Consider the following 15,793-nt stretch of genomic DNA (forward strand, 5'->3'; position numbering starts at 1 on the left):
CTCGGCTGGTCACTCAAAGCCATGACCGAGGGAAGGGGGCCTTCACGCGCGGAACGTCAGCCCTTCAGTGCCTCGGTCAGCTTGATCCGGCTGCCGACCCGCAGGACGCTGTTCTGGTAGATCCGCGCGCCCAGCCAGGTGAACAGCGCGATGGCGCCCACTGTCAGCCCCAGCGAGAGCGCGATCTCCCACACTTCGACGGTCCCGGCCGCGATCCGGGCGGGCATGAGCACCGGCGAAAGCAGCGGCACCAGCGAAAGGATCTGCGTGCCCGTGCCTTCCGGGGACTGCGCCAGCAGGTTGAATCCGACGACGAAGCCGAGGATCAGCACGATGTTGACCGGGCCGATGACCGACTGGGTGTCCTCCTGCCGGGAGACCAGGGAGCCCATCGCGCCGTAGACGGTGGCGTACAACAGGAATCCGAGCAGGTACCACACCACCCCCCACAGCAGCGCGCTCGTCGCGACCCCGGACAACGTCAGCACGTTGGTCGCCGACGCGACGATCAACCCGGCGCCGCCGATGATCACCAGCTGCGTCAGCCCGACCAGGCCGAGCCCGATCACCTTGCCCAGCAACAAATGCCATGGCCGGACGGTGGACAGCAGGATCTCCACGACCCGGCTGGACTTCTCCTCGACCACACCCTGCGCCACGAGCGTCCCGTAGGTCACGATGCTCATGTACAGCAGCACCGCCACGATCAGCCCGATCACCATCCGCTGGGCCTTCTCCGGATCCGCCGGTTTGATCGAGTCGACCTCGACCTGGGTGTCGGCGACCGTGCGCAGCACCTGATCCGGGTTCTCGACGCTTTCGGAAAGCTTGCCCTTCAGCACTTCCTGCTGCGAGACACCGGTCAGCAGGGACTTCAGCTTGGTGTCCAATTCGGATTTGACGAGTACCTTCAGCTCGGTGGCGTTGCCGGACAGCAACGCGTCGAGATCGCCGTTCTCGACCTGTGACCGGCCCTCCGCCGGATCGGCGATGGTGACGGTCTCGATCTTCTCGCCGATCGCCGTGCCCGCCGTCTGGAGCTGCTGCGCGATCCCGGCGGCCTGCCCGGTGAGCCCGATCTTGCTCTTCTCCCCGGAGCTGATCAGGGTCGACTGCAGCAGGACGTAACCCATCAGCATGACCAGCAGGACGGCGGTGCCGACCACGAAGGACCGGGTGCGCAGCCGGGTGTTCAGCTCGCGTTTGGCGATGAGCCAGACCGCGCGCCAGGAGGAGACGGTGTTCATGCGGAAACTCCCTGTGCGGCTGGCCGTTCGGTGGCGGGCTTTTCAGCGACGGCGTCGCGGAACAGCTCGGTCAGCGAACGCCTGCGCTTGGTGAACTCGGTGACCGGGCCGGTGGCCAGTGCCGCGGCCAGCACGGCCTGGTCGTCGGCGTGCGGTTCGAGTTCGAGGATCGTCGTCGGGCCGTTCTGCCCGACCACCCGCACGCCGGGGACGGCCGCCGCCCAGCCGGGTGCCGCGTTCGGCGCGGTGACGGCGAGACCGTTGCCCGCGCCGGCGGTCAATTCACCGACGGTGCCGGAAGCGACCATCCGTCCACTTCGGATGATGCCGACCCGGTCGCACAGCCGCTCCACCAGATCCAGCTGGTGACTGGAGAACACCACCGGCACCCCGGTCGCGGCCTTCTCCCGCAGCACACCGCTCATCACGTCGACGGCCAGCGGGTCGAGGCCGGAGAACGGCTCGTCCAGCACCAGCACCCGCGGGTCGTGCACCAGCGCCGCGGCGAGCTGCACACGCTGCTGGTTGCCGAGGCTCAGTTTCTGGACCTCGTCCTTGCGGCGTTCGGCGATGCCGAGCCGGGAAATCCAGTTCTCCGCGCTGCGGTGGGCGTCGTTGGCCGACATCCCGTGCAGTTCGGCGAGGTACACCAGCTGCTCCAGCACCTTCATCTTCGGGTACAGCCCGCGTTCTTCCGGCATGTACCCGATATGCGTGCGGGTCTCGTGCGTGATCGGCGCGCCGCCGAGCCGCACCTCGCCGGAGTCGGCGGCCAGTACCCCGAGCACGATCCGCATCGTGGTGGTCTTGCCCGCCCCGTTGCTGCCGACGAACCCGTACAGTTCGCCGGGCTGTACCTCGAAACTCACCTCGTTCAACGCGGGCTTCGAGCCGTAACTCTTGGAGATCCGGTCGATCTCCAGTTTCCCCTCGGTCATTTCCACTTCCCCTCCTCCAGATACCGCACCAGCGCCGTGATTCCCCGATAGACGCCGGAGACCGTGCGGTTCCGTTGTGCCAATCCGTCCAGATCCACGTTGCTCATCACCGACGTGGCCCGGTAAACCAATACGGCCCTCGCCGCACCGGCGAACACACCCCCCGCCACCAATGCGACGGCGACCACTCCGATCGACACCTTGTAACTCCGCTTGTTCCCGGTCATCCCGGGTCCACCCCCTCGTAGTCTTCCGGGTCGTCGTCCGGCAGTGTCCAGCCGAGGATCGTCGCCGCCGACGTGGTCCCGGTGAGCAGCAACGCGGTCAGCATCAGGGCGATGCGGAAACCCGCGTCCTCCGTATTCGAGATGACGATCGCGTAGGCCATCCCGGCCATCATCAGGCCGACCAGGAGCTGGTAGCTGACATAGGTGACCCGGTGGCGCATCTCGCGTTCGCGTTCGTCGAGCCGGAGCGAGAAGCCGCCGCTCATCTTGCCGGTGAGGATGCGCAGCAGCCAGTGGGCGGTCCCGGCGATCAGGGCGCCGCCGAACCAGAGCCCGAAGAAGATCGGCCCCTGCCGCGTGACGAACAGCGAAGCGCCTACGAGCAGCATCAGGTTCCCGAGGACCACGAGCAAGGCCAGCTGACGGCGCCGCTTCCGCGTACGCCAGGTCGGCAGCTTCCGGGCACGTTTGCGTTCCACTTCTTCGAAGCGCTCCAGCTGACGTTCCCAGCGTGCGGCCAGCCAGCCCTGGTTCTCGCTCATGTTCCCCCCTCCCGGTAGACCTGAGTGGACAGTGGCGTGAACGGTTCGCGGCTGAACACGGCCTCGACCGGGAGGTCGAACAACGCGCAGATGCGGAACGCCAGGTCGAGGCTCGGGTAGTGGTCCCCCCGTTCGAGCGCGCCGATGGTCTGCGGGTTGACCTCGACCGCCGCCGCGAGCGCGGCCCTGCTCAGCCCGCGCTCCGCCCGGAGTACGGGGAGCCGGTTGTAGATCGGCAGCTCTTTGCCGCGTCTGACCGGGCTCATGGAACATACTGTTGCAAAAACCCAACGACTCGTCAAGTTTGGGACGCACTTCACCGTAAGTAGGTCACCAAAGGCGAAGGGTCAGGAGAGGCCGGCGAGGGACTTGCCGACCAGTTCCTGGACGCGGGAGCGGGCCGCCTCGGCATCAGGGGCGACCAAGCCGAGCCGGGTGCGGCGCTCCAAGACGTCCTCGACGTCAAGAGCGCCTTCGTGCCGCACGGCCCAGACGACCTCGGCGGCGCTGATCTCGGTCCCGTCGAACAGCGGCAGGCCCAGTTCCGGGTCGACTTCGCCGAGTGCCGCGATCCGGGGTGCCTCGGTGCCGTACTTCGCCACGAGCCGGGCTGGAGCGTCCACAGAGGACAGACGATTCCGAGGTGCCGCACCCAGCAAGGGAAGCCGTGAGGTCGTCGAAGGACCGGCAGGCAACCCGGACTGCTTCAACGCGGCGTCGACGGCGTCCTCGGCCATCTTCCGATACGTCGTCAGCTTGCCGCCGACAACGGTGAGCACGCCGTTCCCGCCGGTCACCACCGCGTGCTTGCGCGAGAGATCCGCGCTGCGCCCGCCGCCGCCCTCGACCAGCGGCCGGAGCCCGGCGTACGAACCGACGACGTCGGACCGGGTCAGCGGGCGGGTGAACGCGGTCGAGGCCACTTCGAGCAGGAAATCCACATCGGACTCCGGCACGGTCGGCACGCGGGGGATCGGGCCGTCCGTCGGTTCGTCGGTGACGCCGATGAACACGCGGCCGTCGGGTTGCGGCAGCAGGAAGACGAACCGGTTGTTCTCGCCGGGAACGGGTACGTTGACCGACGTCGCGCCGATCCGCGCGGCCCCGGCCGCGAGCACGAGGTGCGAACCACGTGACGGCCGCAGCCGAACGCATTCCGCCAGTTCGCCTGCCCAGACGCCGGTCGCGTTGATCACCTGAGCGGCCTGGATCCCCACTTCCTGCCCGGTCAGCCGGTCGCGGGCCAGCACCGAACCCGCGTCGAGCCGCAGCGCCTCGACCCTGGTCAGGATCTTCGCGCCACGCGACGCCGCCGTGCGTGCCAGGCTCACCACGAGCCGCGCGTCGTCGGTCAGCGCGCCGTCGTAGGCCAGCAGCGCGCCACGCAGGCCGTGCGGGGACAGGCCGGGAGCGAGCGCCAGCGCTTCCGCCGCCGGGATCGACCGCGGCCTCGGCAGCACGGACGCGGGAGTGCCGGCGGCGCGACGGAGACCGTCACCCGCCACCAGCCCGGTCATGATGAACGCCTGCTGACCACGGGAGGTCTTGCGGTACAAGGGGAACAGCTGCGGGATCGCCCTGGTGAGATGCGGCGCGGTCCGGGTCATCAGTATCCCGCGTTCGACGGCGCTCTCATGCGCCAGCGCCAAGTCGCCCTTGGCGAGGTAACGGAGCCCGCCGTGCACCAGCTTGCTCGACCAGCGCGACGTCCCGTATGCCAGGTCGTACGCCTCGATCAGAGCCACCGAGAGCCCGCGTGCGGCCGCGTCCAGCGCGATCCCCGCGCCGGTGACGCCGCCACCGATCACCGCCAGGTCGACCCGCTCACCACCGGCCAGCGCCGCGAGTTCCCGCTCACGGCGCAGGGCGTTGAGCGAGCCCGGCGTCACGGGCGCAACGCCGCGTCGAGCACCTGGGTGAACTCCGCCATCAGGTTTTCTTCGTTCACATCCGCGGTCGCGGGACGCAGGGAGAACGCGAAGGACTGGATCAGCAGCAACAGGGTCCGTGCCTGGGCAGGCAGGTCACCCTTGCGAATCGAGCCGTCCTCGTGCCCGGACTTCAGCAGATGCAGGATCACGCCCTCGGCGAATCGCTGGGTCTTGCCGAGGCGTTCGACGACGTAGGGCAGGACGAGTTCGGGATCCAGGTCCAGCAGGGTGCGGAACAGCGCGTCGCCGGAAAGCGCGGCGACGGCGTTCGCGGAGCTCCGCACGAGGCGCTCGCGGTAGTTGGCCGGTTCCGCGCCCGGTTCGGCGGCGCCCTGCAGCAGGCCGCCGAACTCACGGGTCATCAAGGACGCGAGCACACTGCGTACATCCGGGAACCGCCGGTAGACGGTCATCCGGCTGACCTTCGCGGTCCGCGCTATCTCCGCGAGCGTGGTCCGCCTCACGCCGACGGCGAGAACGCACTTCTTCGCCGCGTCGAGCAGAACGTCGTCGGACACGCGCGTGGAGGCCTGGCGGGATCGGGTGTCCGCCAGTGCCGAAGCGCCTGTTTCCGCAGGTGAGTGACGTTTTACGTCCATATGTAACACTGTAGTCGTGACGGAGCTTATTGACCACCGGTTAAGACGGTCCTGGACGGCTGAAGCCGGTGACGCGGCACACTTACCGGCGAAGGCGTTGCGGTGGCTCGTCCAGCGTATCGGCCCGCTGGCCCCGGTGGCGCCGTTCGCGCCGGATTCGGCCTTGTCCGTTCCCGGATCGGCGCTGGCGGAACAGCCGAAACGGGACATCGAGGACGTCGTCGGCACCGAGCACGTCCTGCTGTCACCGGGGTCGAGGCTCGCGCGGGCAAGCGGCTTGTCCTATCTGGACCTGGTGCGGCGCCGGGGGTTCGGTGATTTCCCGGTGCCGGACGCGGTCGTCCTGCCGGGAAACCCCGACGAGGTCCAGTCGGTACTGGAGATCTGCGCGCGGCACGACGTCGGCGTGGTGCCGTTCGGCGGCGGGACGTCGGTGGTCGGCGGGGTTTCGGCGTTGCGTGGGGACAAGACCGCGGTGATCGCCCTCGACCTCACCAGGCTCGACGAGCTGGTCTCCGTCGACCCGATGTCGCGGATCGCCGTCCTGCAAGCGGGGGTCACCGGCCCCGAGGCGGACCGGCTGCTCGCCACGCACGGGTTCACCCTCGGGCACGTGCCGCAGTCCTACGAGCGCGCCACCATCGGCGGATTCGCCGCGACCCGGTCGGCCGGGCAGGCGTCGTCGGGCTACGGCCGGTTCGAAGACATGGTTTCGGGTGTCCGGCTCGCGACCCCGCGCGGTGAGTGGAAACTCGGCGTCGCGCCCGCGTCGGCGGCCGGACCCGACCTGCGGCAGCTGGCCGTCGGCAGTGAAGGCACACTCGGCGTGATCACCGAGGTCGCCCTCCGCGTGCGCCCGGTGCCGGAAGTGCGCCGGTACGAGGGGTACGTGCTGGACGGCTGGGAGAACGGCACCGCCGCGATGCGTGAACTGGCCCAGCGGCACGTGCTCGCGGACGTCACGCGACTGTCTGATGTGGACGAAAGCGAGGTTTCGCTGGCACTCAACGACAGCTGGAAGACCAAGGCGTTGCGCCGGTACCTCAAGGCGCGGGGGATCGCCAAACCGTGCCTGCTCATCGTCGGCTGGGAAGGCGCGACGAAACGCGAGGTCGCGCGACGCCGTCAGGACACCGTCCGGGTGCTGGAGCCATTCGGCGCGGTCCGCATCGGAACGGCACTCGGCGAATCCTGGCGCCGTGGCCGGTTCTCCGGGCCACGGCAGCGCGATGCCTTGATGGACAACGGTGTCTGCGTCGAAACCCTGGAGACGGCGGCGTACTGGGCCGAGTTGAGCGATCTTCGGGACGCCGTGCGCGCCGCGCTCACCGCCACCCTCGGCCGGGCCATCATCATGTGTCATATCTCGCACGCCTATGAAACGGGTGCGTCGCTGTACTTCACCGTGCTCACCCCACGCGACGAAGCCGACCCGATCGGCCAGTGGCGGCGCGCGAAAGCGGCGGCTTCGGAGGCGATCACCGGGATCGGCACCATCTCGCACCACCACGCCGTCGGTGTCGACCACGCGCCTTATCTGGCGGCGGAAATCGGCGAGATCGGCGTCGAGGTGTTGCGGGCGGCCAAGAAAGTGGTCGATCCGGCCGGGATCCTCAATCCCGGGAAGCTTCTCTGAGCAGGCTCCCGGCGTCGACGAGCGTGCAGTCGAGGCCGTGCGTGCGCGCCGGGATCCCCTCCAAGGCCGCGGCCCGGCGTTGTTCGAGGTCGGCGACGCGGATGTGCTGCCCGTCGACCAGGATCGGCAGGCGGATGTCCGCGGCGCCGACGTAGGCGACCACGTCGTCGAGCACGGTCCCGTCGTCGAGGGTGATGGCGGGCGCTGTCAGCCGCACGAGGCGGTAGCGCCGGCCGTTGCCTTCGCATTCGTCGAGTACGGCGAGCTGGCCCGGCGTCGCGAACCAGATGGCGTGTTCCTCGATCACCCCCGGTGCGGAGGCGAGGGTGGCAGGCCGCTGCCCGTCACGGAACCGCAGGCCGGACGCCCATACCGCGGCGAGGTCGGTGCAGCGCGCGTGGCAGACGACGACCGGGCCCTCCAGCCCCATCTGCCGCCGCAGCCAGGTGATCTTGGACGGGCAGGCGTTCGACCCGTAGGCGAGGACGGCCTGCCGTTCGCGCCAGCCCTCCGGCGCGGTGTCGAGGCTGTGCCCGGCGCCGTCGAAGTGCACGAACGAATGGCCGGGCCGCGCGCCAGGGTACGGGTCGGCCGGGAAGTCGTCGTCGGTGAAGAGTTTCACCACGTCACCACGCTGCGCAGGACGTCCCCGCGGTGCATCCGCTCGAAGGCCTGCTCGACCCCGTCGAGCGCGATCCGCTCGGTGACGAACTTGTCGAGCGGCAGCCTGCCTTGGAGGTAGAGGTCGATCAGCAGCGGGAAATCGCGTGAGGGCAGGCAATCGCCGTACCACGACGACTTGAGCGAGCCGCCGCGCGAGAAGAAGTCGATCAGCGGCAGATCCAGCCGCATGTCCGGGGCCGGGACGCCGACGAGTACCACGGTGCCCGCCAGATCGCGGCCATAGAACGCTTGCCGCCACGTCTCGGGCCTGCCGACCGCGTCGATCACGACGTCGGCGCCGAAGGAATCGGTGAACTCCTGGATCGCCTCGACGACCTGTTCTTCGCTCAGCCCCTTGCTGTTCAGCGTGTGCGTGGCCCCGAAGTCCTTGGCCCAGGCCAGTTTCCGCTCGTCGGTGTCGACGGCGATGATGGTCCCCGCTCCGGCGAGGTTCGCCCCGGCGATGGCCGCGTCGCCGACCCCGCCGCAGCCGATGACGGCGACGGAATCGCCGCGGCTCACCGCACCGGTGTTCAGTGCCGCGCCGAGACCGGCCATCACCCCGCAGCCGAGCAGCCCGGCGACGGCGGGTTCGGCGGCGGGGTCGACCTTCGTGCACTGTCCACTGTGGACGAGCGTCTTTTCGAGAAAGGCACCGACACCGAGTGCCGGTGACAGGGCGGTGCCGTCGGCCAGTGTCATCGGCTGAGCGGCGTTGAACGTCGAGAAGCAGTACCAGGGCCTGCCCCGGCGGCAGGCCCGGCAGGTACCGCAGACCGCGCGCCAGTTCAGGATCACGTAGTCGCCCGGTTCGAGGTCCGTGACGCCTTCGCCGACGGCCTCCACGAACCCGGCGGCCTCGTGGCCGAGCAGGAACGGGAAGTCGTCGTTGATCCCGCCTTCCCGGTAGTGCAGGTCCGTATGGCAGACACCGCATGCCTTGACCGAGACGACGGCCTCGCCCGGACCTGGGTCAGGCACCGTCACGGACTCCAGCGAGACCGGTTCACCCTTGGCGCGCGAAACGACGCCCTGGACCTCGTACGGCATGCCTACCTCCGACTTCGTCCATCCATGCCCCCACCACCACCCTCAACGGACGCGTTGGCGCGCGCGGATGGGGGATCTATGCAGCTTGCCATGGAACCAGCCCGGATCGCGACATCCGCAAGAGTGGGGAATCTCCATCCATGCCCCCGCCACCACCCTCAACGGACGCGCTGACGCGCGCGGAATCGATTTCCATGCCCCGCCGCCACCCTCAACGGACGCGCTCGGACTTGATTCAGTGCGGCGTGATGATGTACGCCACCCCACCCGGCCCGCTGGACACCCCGCCGGTGGTGTTGTACCGCTTGGTACGCTGCCAGATTGTCTCGAACTGGTGTCGCTTGTAGACGTTTCGAACCCGGTCGTTACTGCTGGCAGCCGGATCGTTGGCGATCACGTCACCATCCTTCGTGAAGCCGACGACGACCATGATGTGGCCGGAGGTGCCATAGCCGGCGCCGTCGAGTTCCTCTGCCTTGAACGACTGCGACGTGATCACCGGAATGCCACGCGCGATGTAGTTTTCGAGTTCGTTCAAGGAGTGCAAACGGGTGATGTGCCCACGCAGTCCGAGTGAAGCGGCGTACGCGGTGTTGAACGGCCAGTTACCGGTTCCGTCGTAGGCGTAGTCGAACGTGTAGCGGGCAGCGTACGCGACGGTCGGATCGACGTAACCCTCCGGGATCCACGCCATGTCCTCGCGCTTGGGCCGTTTGCCCCAGTACTCGGCGACCATTTCGGTGGACGTCGGGCTGCACCAGTTCTCCCCGCCACCGCCGTATTGAGGGAACTGTCCTTTGTGGAGGTTCTGGGCGTATGCGGGCACCTTGAGTTCGATCCCGGTGGCGCGGCCCGGTTTCGTCGCCTTGACCTCGAAACGGTCCGGGACCAGCGACGTCATCGCGCTGACGGACGTCATCGACGGCGTGGCGCGGGAGCCCGCCTCGCGGTACAGGCTGACCCGCAGCTGGTACGACCGCAGCGCGACGCCCGCCTTCATGACCAGCGTGTCGACGTCGACGGCCGCGTTGGCGTCGCTCTGGCCGTCGACGCTGGTGCGCTTGATGTCGGCGTCACCACTGGCCCACCGGCCCATGACGTACCAGATGGTCTCGGCGCCCGCCGCCGTGCGACCCTTCGCCTCGATCTCGATCCAGGTCTTGGCCGGCGTCCGCGCGTTCCACGACGCGACCAGCTGCGAGGCGTCGAACCCCTGCGTGTGGCTCCGCGATGTCCATCGGCCGTACTCGTAGGTCTTCGTGGTGCCCAGCACGGGTTCGGTGTGCTCGATGGTGCCGATGGGGTGGCCGATGCGCAGTGCGCCGTGATCGAGGTCGAGCCCGTCCAGCCTGCCGTCACGGAAACCGTGGTGACCGGACCAGTCGTGGAAGTCGATCGACTCGTCGTCGCCTGGACGCACCGGGCTCGCCCCCGCCGCCTGTGCCGTCACTGCGGTCATCGTCGCGATCGTCAGCAGCGTGACCAGCCCTCGTATGCGCATCGGTTCCATCCCTAGGGTCCGCCCAGTCCAGGCAAGGGATTTTCGCCGGTCGCGCGAGGTATGTAAACAGTCGACTACAAGACGGCCTGAGTCTGTGTCACTTTCGCGACCAGCTTCCCGGCGTCGTCGTGGATTTCCGTTTCCACCACGATGATCTTGCGTCCGGCGTCCGGCGTGCAGCGGCTTCGCGGTGGCCGTCGCGTGCCCGGAGCGGACCGCCCGCAGGAAGTTCGTCTTCGACTCGATGGTCGTCGTGCCCTGTCCGCCCTCGGGCAGGTTGAGGAACGCGCAGACCGCACCGGCCGAGTCGGCGAGCGCCAGAGGTAACCGTGTTCCGCCTTCAAGCACGCGAGTTACGCCCCCAAGCACGCGAGTTGCGTCCCTAGGCACGCGAGTTGCGTCCCCAGGCACGCGAGTCCCGCCCCCAAGCACGCGAGTTACGTCCTCAAGCACGCGAGTTACGTCCCTAAGCACGCGAGTTACGTCCCCACGCCCGGTAGCGACGACGACTGGCGTGTGTGAAGCCGGGACTTGCGTGCTTGGAGGCGGAACTGGCGTGCGTGAAGGCGGGACTTGCGTGCGTGAAGGCGGAACTCGCGTGCGTGAAGCCGGGACTTGCGTGCGTGAAGGCGGAACTCGCGTGCTTGAAGGCGGAACTCGCGTGCGTGAAGCCGGGACTTGCGTGCGTGAAGGCGAGACTCGCGTGCGTGAAGGCGAGACTCGCGTGCTTGGAGGCGGAACTCGCGTGCGTGAAGGCGGATCAGGCGAGCGGGTGGGGCAGCAGGAGTTCCGTGTTCTGGTCTTGCGCCGTGCCGACGGCGGTGAGTGAGGCGTGGATGTCGTTGTACGAGAACTCCCGGTACAGCGACGCAAGCGCTTGCGTCGAGGTGTCCGAGTACGACGCCTCGTACGGCGCTTCGGCCTCGATCAGGGTCGTGAACAGCGACAAGGTGCCGTCGGCGTTGTCGGCGACCTCGATGATCCGCGCGTGCTGCGGGAAGTCGATATGCGACGCGGTGTTGATCTCCCAGAAGCCCTGTTTCGCCGTCTTGCCGGGATGCGGGGTGATCTTGTTGCGGTGCGTATGCCCGTTGACCCACGCGAGCACGTTCGGGAACCGGTTCAGCAGCGACACGAACGTCTTCCCGTCCAGCCGGGGCTCCAGCGGATGTCGCACATCCGGCAGCACGTTGCCCATCGTGCCGCTGGTGTGGTGGCTGAACAGGAGGAACAGCTCGTCCGTCACGTTCTGCGTGACCTTGCGCCCGAAGAAGTCGTAGTACGTCGAGCTGCCGCGTTTGAGTGTGTTCTCCACCCAGGTGAACTGCCCGAGCCCGATCGACCCGTCGGCGAGGCCTGCCATCGTCGTGGTGTCGAGGCTGATGCCGACGACGCCCGGCGCGACGCGGAAGGTGTAGTACACGTTCCGACCGTCGGCGTTGTCGCCGCTGAACCCGTGCCCGGCCGGGCCGGGGCCGGTGTTGGCCGCGTCGAGGTGGTGCTGGACGAATTCCGCGGTGCTGAACGGCCGCCGTCGCGCGTCCGGGGTGATTTCGCGGATCGTGCCCGAACCGCCGAACAGCTCCGTGATCGGCACGCCGGAGCCGGAGTCGATCGCCTTGGCGATCTTCCTCGACGTCGTCTCGTCCTTGCCGATCACCTTGAAACGGCCGGTGTACCAGGCGTCCATCCCCGGCAGATCCGGCAGTGTGCCGACGATGCTGTCGTCGTGGTTGCCGAAGGTGCAGAACCACGGCACGTCGAGACCGGGTGAGGTGAACGTGCCCGACGCCGCGCCGAGGAGGCCGGGCAGCTGCGGGAAACCCTTCTTCGTGTAGTCGTCGTCCAGCGTCTTGCCCGGGTTCCAGTAGTGCGACGACCCCGAGGTCTGGACGCCTTCGTGCGTGTCCGGGTCGCCCGACGCCGGGTTCACCGTGCCGCCGTTGAGCACCTTGAGGAACCATTCGAGCTCGATCAGCTCGTGGTTGTCGGTGTTGTCGCCGGTGGTCACCATGAAATCGATCGCCCGCCCGGTGAACGGGCCCGCCTTCAGGCTGTTCACCCGCGCCACGAGCGCCGTCGTCGCGACCGGGCCCAGCGTTTCCTGCGGCCGGTGCGCCGAACCGATGAACGGGTGCAGGTACTCGAACCGCGCGGGGCTCTCGGCGTCGGTGAAGTGCAGGTCGGTGAACTGCGCGAACGAGGCCAGGGCGCGGCGCCGGTCGTCGCGGCCGGACTTCGGCGCGGCGAGGTCGCCCCGGACGACGAGCGGCCAGCCCGGTCCGGCGGTCAGCCTGGTGTAGCCGGGACCGCTTTTCAGCGGCGCGGCGGCGGAGTCCAGCGTGGTGCCCGCGGTACGCACCGCCCGGCTGGTGGTGCGTGCCAAGGCCCGGTCGAGCGCGTTGGCGGTCGGAGTGCAGAGCAGCAGGCCGACGCCGGCGGCGCCTGCCGCGGTGAAGGTGCGCCTGGAGATCTCGGACATGGCGGTGCCCCTAGCCGTCGCGGGTGGGTGTCGCGGAAGGACGATGCCGGACGACGTTAGCCGTGGGGTGAACGCCAGAAAAGGGTAATGCGAAAATTTGTCACGTTCGGCCGAATGCGAAAGGACTGTCGGGGGTCACGGCTACTCTTGGCCCCTCAAAGAGAGGCGGTCGGCGTGGGTGCTTCGTATTGGTCGGATCGCGGCCGGTTCGACGGTGATCCGGAAAGAGCGCTGACGGCGCTCAAGGCGCGGGTCTTCGCCGAGAACGACTACCTCTGGCAGGACGACGAAACCGAACCGCCGGACACCCTCGAAGAGTTGCAGGAGACGGAGACCTTCCTGGAAGGCGGCACGCATTCCGTGCTCGACGTCCACCACTTCGTCGGGGCCACGGGCGAGGACGACTTCGGCACGATCCGGCCCTTGACCGATGCCGAACTCAGCGCCGCCTTCGGTACCGAGGAGCCGTCTGTCGCCGCCTTCGACGAACTCGCCAAGGAGAACAGGCTGCCGTATGAGTCGCTGCCGCGCTGGAGTGCGCGTTGCGCGTTGCTCTACGACGGCGACATCGCCGTGGAGCTGGCGATCTGGGGTATTTCCGGCGACTAGGGCGTGTGCTGGAGCCGGGCGGCCAGTCCATCGAGGATGACCTCGACACCCAGCTCGAATACGTCTTCACCGCTCTGCTTCGCGAAAGCCGGGCCCAGCCTGCTCGTATGCGGATAGCCCGCGAGCCGTTCGAGGAACCGTTCGTCCGGCTTGCGGGCGGGCAGCGATTCCACCGAGGAGAGCACGTGTGCGGTGAGCAGCCGCGAAATCCCCGCCGTGTCCTCCTCGGAGAAGCCGGCGCCGAGCAGTATTCGCACGGTCGTTTCGATATGCCCCAGCCGGTGCGGTCCGGTCGGCGGCCGTTCCCGCAGCAACGCGGCCGCGTCCCGGTGGCGTAACAGCAGCGCGCGGAATTGCCGGAGCCCGCTCGCGAGCTGTTCGCGCCAAGGCAGGTCCGGGTCGATCTCGAAGGCGTCGGCGCAGATCGCCTCGGCGACCAGGTCCAGCAGTTCGGCCTTGTCCTTCACATGCCAGTAGAGCGTCGGCGAACTGACGCCGAGTTTCGCCGCCAGCCGCCGGGTGCTCAGCTCCGCGAGGCCCGTCTCGTCGAGCAGGGCGACCGCCGCGCCGGTGATCTTGGCGAGGTCCAGCGAGCCTTTACGTGCCACCCGACGACTCTATCAGTGATAGATTTATCTCTATCACTGATAGAGAACGGGGGAAGTGATGCTTTGGACACCGAAGATCCGCCTGGTCACGGTGCTGTGCTCGGCCGTGTTCGTGCTCGGGACCGCGGTGCAGAACTACGTCGTCATCGATCTGGACCTGATCGAGCGGAGCATGCGGCTGAAGGGTGCGCCCACCGGTGACGCATCCGGCTATCTCGGCGCATTGCGGCTGGTGGGGAACGTCTTCATCGTCGGCAACGCGCTCGGCCTGCTCGTATGGTTCCGTTGGAAGTGGCTGTTCTGGCCGGTGCTCGCGGTCAACGTCTGCCAAGCACTCGGGATCTTCCTCGTGCCGTTCGAGGTGCACCGGGCCGCGATCGAGGCATACGGCTGGCCGGGTGTGCTTCCGTCGCTGGTCACCGACGGCGGCGCGGTGATCCTCTCGATCATCCTGATCGTCGCTTATGCACGCTCGTTCAGGCGAGCAGGCGACCCAGTTCGGCTTTGACGGCCTCGACCGCGGCTTTCGTCTCGGCGGCCGGGTCGGCGCCGTCGCGGGCGATCCGGCCCACCGCGTCGACGAGTGCGGTGTTCGCCGCCGGCGTCCACAGTGGACCGGCGGCGCGGCCGTTCTCCCGGATCAGTTTCGCGGCGTCGCCTGCCAGCGCGAGTTTGTCGAGCACACTCAGCCGCGCGGGCACGTGGAAGCCGAACTTCGTGGCGAACTCGTGCTGGAAATCGACGCGTTCCAGCCACAGCCATTTGACGAAGTCCTTGGCGGCGCCGGTGTTCAGGCTCTTGGCGTGCACCATCGAGCTCAAGCCGCTGACCGGGACCGATGGCGCGCCCGAGGTGTCGAGCCGGGGGAAGGCCAGTACGCCGAAGTCGTCCTTCATGGTGTCCTGGACCTTCGGCAGGTTCCACAGCCATGTCCACTGCATCGCGGCGAGCCCGTCGATGAACGGGACCGGGTCCGCCCAGTCCGTCGCGGCGCCCAGCAGCAGCGAACCGTTGAGGTCACGCAGTTTCGCGAACGCCGTCGCGGCACGCGGGTCGTCGAACCCGACGGATTTGCCGTCCTTGACGTAGTCGAGTCCCGCGGCCCACAGCAGCGGTCCGGCGAGCGCCGCCGCACCCGCGTCGTTACCCGCGAACAGCCCCTTGACGCCGTCCTTGGTGAGCTTCCGCGCGGCGTCGACGAGTTCGTCGAGCGTCTGCGGCGGCCGCACTCCGGCCTCTTGCAGGAAACTCTTGCGGTAGAAGAGAACCTGCGTGTCGAGTGCCTGCGGGATCCCGTAGAGCTTGCCCTCGACGGTCTGCGCCGCGAGTACCGATGGGGTGAAGTCCCCGCGCACGGGCCCGATCACGTCGTCGAGCGGGACGAGGAGGTTCTGCCGGACGCGGTCGAGGGTGACCTGGCCTTCGAAGACGTCCGGAACCGGGCCCGCCTGGAGCGCGGCGCCGAGTTTCGTTTCGTAATCGCCGGGATTCCACCGCACCGCGACCTTGGACTTCTGGTACGCGGCCGCGTACCGCGTGACGGCTTCCTGGACACCCGCTTCGGGATACGGGTGGTACCACTGCGTGAGGTCCACCGGCTTCGGCTTCGGCCTGGTGACCCCGGCGGAATAGGCCGTCGAGGGCGGCGGGCTTCCTGATTGGACGGTGTTGGACCCGCAGGCGGAGAGCGCGGCCGTCCCCGCCATCGCGAGGAACGCGCGCCTGCTTGTCTTACGCACCAACGAGAACCCTTCGCCGAA

16 protein-coding genes and 1 pseudogene are annotated in these 15,793 nt (G+C 68.2%); 3 read left to right on the forward strand and 14 right to left on the reverse strand.

Going from position 1 to position 15,793, the window contains the following annotated elements; translation table 11 throughout:
- Positions 1-56 precede the first annotated feature (56 nt).
- The 7 genes from AB0M65_RS08385 to AB0M65_RS08415 all read right to left on the reverse strand — a co-directional run bounded on the left by AB0M65_RS08385 (position 57) and on the right by AB0M65_RS08415 (position 5,403).
- Positions 57-1,247 carry an ABC transporter permease gene (locus AB0M65_RS08385; RefSeq protein WP_364023445.1) on the reverse strand — a complete coding sequence of 397 codons (1,191 nt, stop codon included), beginning with the start codon at positions 1,245-1,247 and terminating at the stop codon, positions 57-59.
- On the reverse strand, positions 1,244-2,185 hold the full coding sequence (locus tag AB0M65_RS08390) for an ATP-binding cassette domain-containing protein (protein WP_364023549.1): 942 nt from the start codon (positions 2,183-2,185) through the stop codon (positions 1,244-1,246). The genes AB0M65_RS08385 and AB0M65_RS08390 overlap by 4 nt, the downstream gene beginning before the upstream one ends.
- Positions 2,182-2,412, reverse strand: a complete 231-nt coding sequence (locus AB0M65_RS08395; RefSeq protein WP_364023448.1) for a hypothetical protein — start codon at positions 2,410-2,412, stop codon at positions 2,182-2,184. Before AB0M65_RS08395 ends, AB0M65_RS08390 begins: the two co-directional genes overlap by 4 nt.
- The gene (locus AB0M65_RS08400) at positions 2,409-2,954 is read right to left on the reverse strand and encodes a hypothetical protein (protein WP_364023451.1); all 546 of its coding nucleotides are present in this window, start codon (positions 2,952-2,954) and stop codon (positions 2,409-2,411) included. The genes AB0M65_RS08395 and AB0M65_RS08400 overlap by 4 nt, the downstream gene beginning before the upstream one ends.
- Positions 2,951-3,220: a helix-turn-helix transcriptional regulator gene (locus AB0M65_RS08405; RefSeq protein ID WP_364023454.1), complete on the reverse strand. Its 270-nt coding sequence runs from the start codon at positions 3,218-3,220 to the stop codon at positions 2,951-2,953. The genes AB0M65_RS08400 and AB0M65_RS08405 overlap by 4 nt, the downstream gene beginning before the upstream one ends.
- An 81-nt stretch (positions 3,221-3,301) precedes the next feature.
- On the reverse strand, positions 3,302-4,843 hold the full coding sequence (locus tag AB0M65_RS08410) for a glycerol-3-phosphate dehydrogenase/oxidase (RefSeq protein ID WP_364023457.1): 1,542 nt from the start codon (positions 4,841-4,843) through the stop codon (positions 3,302-3,304).
- The gene (locus AB0M65_RS08415) at positions 4,840-5,403 is read right to left on the reverse strand and encodes a TetR/AcrR family transcriptional regulator (protein ID WP_364023552.1); all 564 of its coding nucleotides are present in this window, start codon (positions 5,401-5,403) and stop codon (positions 4,840-4,842) included. The genes AB0M65_RS08410 and AB0M65_RS08415 overlap by 4 nt, the downstream gene beginning before the upstream one ends.
- Before the next feature lie 97 nt (positions 5,404-5,500).
- Between AB0M65_RS08415 and AB0M65_RS08420 the strand changes: the two genes are divergently transcribed.
- Entirely contained in the window at positions 5,501-7,120 is a 1,620-nt protein-coding gene (locus AB0M65_RS08420) for an FAD-binding oxidoreductase (protein WP_364023460.1), read from the forward strand.
- Here the strand turns inward: AB0M65_RS08420 and AB0M65_RS08425 are convergent.
- The 5 genes and pseudogenes from AB0M65_RS08425 to AB0M65_RS08445 form a co-directional block, all read right to left on the reverse strand.
- Positions 7,098-7,745, reverse strand: a complete 648-nt coding sequence (locus AB0M65_RS08425) for a gamma-glutamylcyclotransferase (RefSeq protein ID WP_364023463.1) — start codon at positions 7,743-7,745, stop codon at positions 7,098-7,100. The two genes, AB0M65_RS08420 and AB0M65_RS08425, sit on opposite strands and share 23 nt — an antisense overlap.
- Complete coding sequence (locus AB0M65_RS08430) at positions 7,739-8,833, reverse strand: S-(hydroxymethyl)mycothiol dehydrogenase (RefSeq protein ID WP_364023466.1); 1,095 nt, start codon at positions 8,831-8,833, stop codon at positions 7,739-7,741. Before AB0M65_RS08430 ends, AB0M65_RS08425 begins: the two co-directional genes overlap by 7 nt.
- 235 nt (positions 8,834-9,068) lie before the next feature.
- Positions 9,069-10,334: a C39 family peptidase gene (locus AB0M65_RS08435; protein WP_364023469.1), complete on the reverse strand. Its 1,266-nt coding sequence runs from the start codon at positions 10,332-10,334 to the stop codon at positions 9,069-9,071.
- 74 nt (positions 10,335-10,408) lie between these two features.
- Positions 10,409-10,655 (reverse strand): annotated as a pseudogene (locus AB0M65_RS08440) (PaaI family thioesterase); the annotation flags it as partial.
- A gap of 439 nt (positions 10,656-11,094) precedes the next feature.
- A complete protein-coding gene (locus tag AB0M65_RS08445) occupies positions 11,095-12,816 on the reverse strand; it encodes a TIGR03767 family metallophosphoesterase (protein WP_364023472.1) in 1,722 nt (573 codons plus the stop codon).
- A 174-nt stretch (positions 12,817-12,990) separates the two neighbouring features.
- On the opposite strand from AB0M65_RS08445, the gene AB0M65_RS08450 reads away from it, so the two are divergent.
- Positions 12,991-13,425, forward strand: coding sequence for a hypothetical protein (locus AB0M65_RS08450; RefSeq protein ID WP_364023475.1), 435 nt, complete (start codon positions 12,991-12,993; stop codon positions 13,423-13,425).
- Here the strand turns inward: AB0M65_RS08450 and AB0M65_RS08455 are convergent.
- On the reverse strand, positions 13,422-14,033 hold the full coding sequence (locus AB0M65_RS08455) for a TetR/AcrR family transcriptional regulator C-terminal domain-containing protein (protein WP_364023478.1): 612 nt from the start codon (positions 14,031-14,033) through the stop codon (positions 13,422-13,424). The two genes, AB0M65_RS08450 and AB0M65_RS08455, sit on opposite strands and share 4 nt — an antisense overlap.
- A gap of 58 nt (positions 14,034-14,091) precedes the next feature.
- Between AB0M65_RS08455 and AB0M65_RS08460 the strand changes: the two genes are divergently transcribed.
- Positions 14,092-14,541 carry a hypothetical protein gene (locus AB0M65_RS08460; protein WP_364023481.1) on the forward strand — a complete coding sequence of 150 codons (450 nt, stop codon included), beginning with the start codon at positions 14,092-14,094 and terminating at the stop codon, positions 14,539-14,541.
- On the opposite strand, the gene AB0M65_RS08465 is transcribed toward AB0M65_RS08460, so the two are convergent.
- Positions 14,510-15,772 (reverse strand): extracellular solute-binding protein, encoded by a 1,263-nt coding sequence (locus tag AB0M65_RS08465; RefSeq protein WP_364023555.1) that lies wholly within the window; start codon positions 15,770-15,772, stop codon positions 14,510-14,512. The two genes, AB0M65_RS08460 and AB0M65_RS08465, sit on opposite strands and share 32 nt — an antisense overlap.
- Between the last annotated feature and the right edge of the window lie 21 nt (positions 15,773-15,793).

The sequence above is a fragment of the Amycolatopsis sp. NPDC051071 genome, assembly GCF_040682875.1.
Classification (GTDB): Bacteria; Actinomycetota; Actinomycetes; order Mycobacteriales; family Pseudonocardiaceae; genus Amycolatopsis.

Coding starts and splice junctions, on each gene's coding strand:
- AB0M65_RS08385 (WP_364023445.1), bottom strand. CDS start 1,247: ATGAACACCGTCTCCTCCTGGCGCGCGGTCTGGCTCATCGCCAAACGC.
- AB0M65_RS08460 (WP_364023481.1), top strand. CDS start 14,092: ATGCTTTGGACACCGAAGATCCGCCTGGTCACGGTGCTGTGCTCGGCC.
- AB0M65_RS08435 (WP_364023469.1), bottom strand. CDS start 10,334: ATGCGCATACGAGGGCTGGTCACGCTGCTGACGATCGCGACGATGACC.
- AB0M65_RS08445 (WP_364023472.1), bottom strand. CDS start 12,816: ATGTCCGAGATCTCCAGGCGCACCTTCACCGCGGCAGGCGCCGCCGGC.
- AB0M65_RS08430 (WP_364023466.1), bottom strand. CDS start 8,833: ATGCCGTACGAGGTCCAGGGCGTCGTTTCGCGCGCCAAGGGTGAACCG.
- AB0M65_RS08400 (WP_364023451.1), bottom strand. CDS start 2,954: ATGAGCGAGAACCAGGGCTGGCTGGCCGCACGCTGGGAACGTCAGCTG.
- AB0M65_RS08395 (WP_364023448.1), bottom strand. CDS start 2,412: ATGACCGGGAACAAGCGGAGTTACAAGGTGTCGATCGGAGTGGTCGCC.
- AB0M65_RS08390 (WP_364023549.1), bottom strand. CDS start 2,185: ATGACCGAGGGGAAACTGGAGATCGACCGGATCTCCAAGAGTTACGGC.
- AB0M65_RS08405 (WP_364023454.1), bottom strand. CDS start 3,220: ATGAGCCCGGTCAGACGCGGCAAAGAGCTGCCGATCTACAACCGGCTC.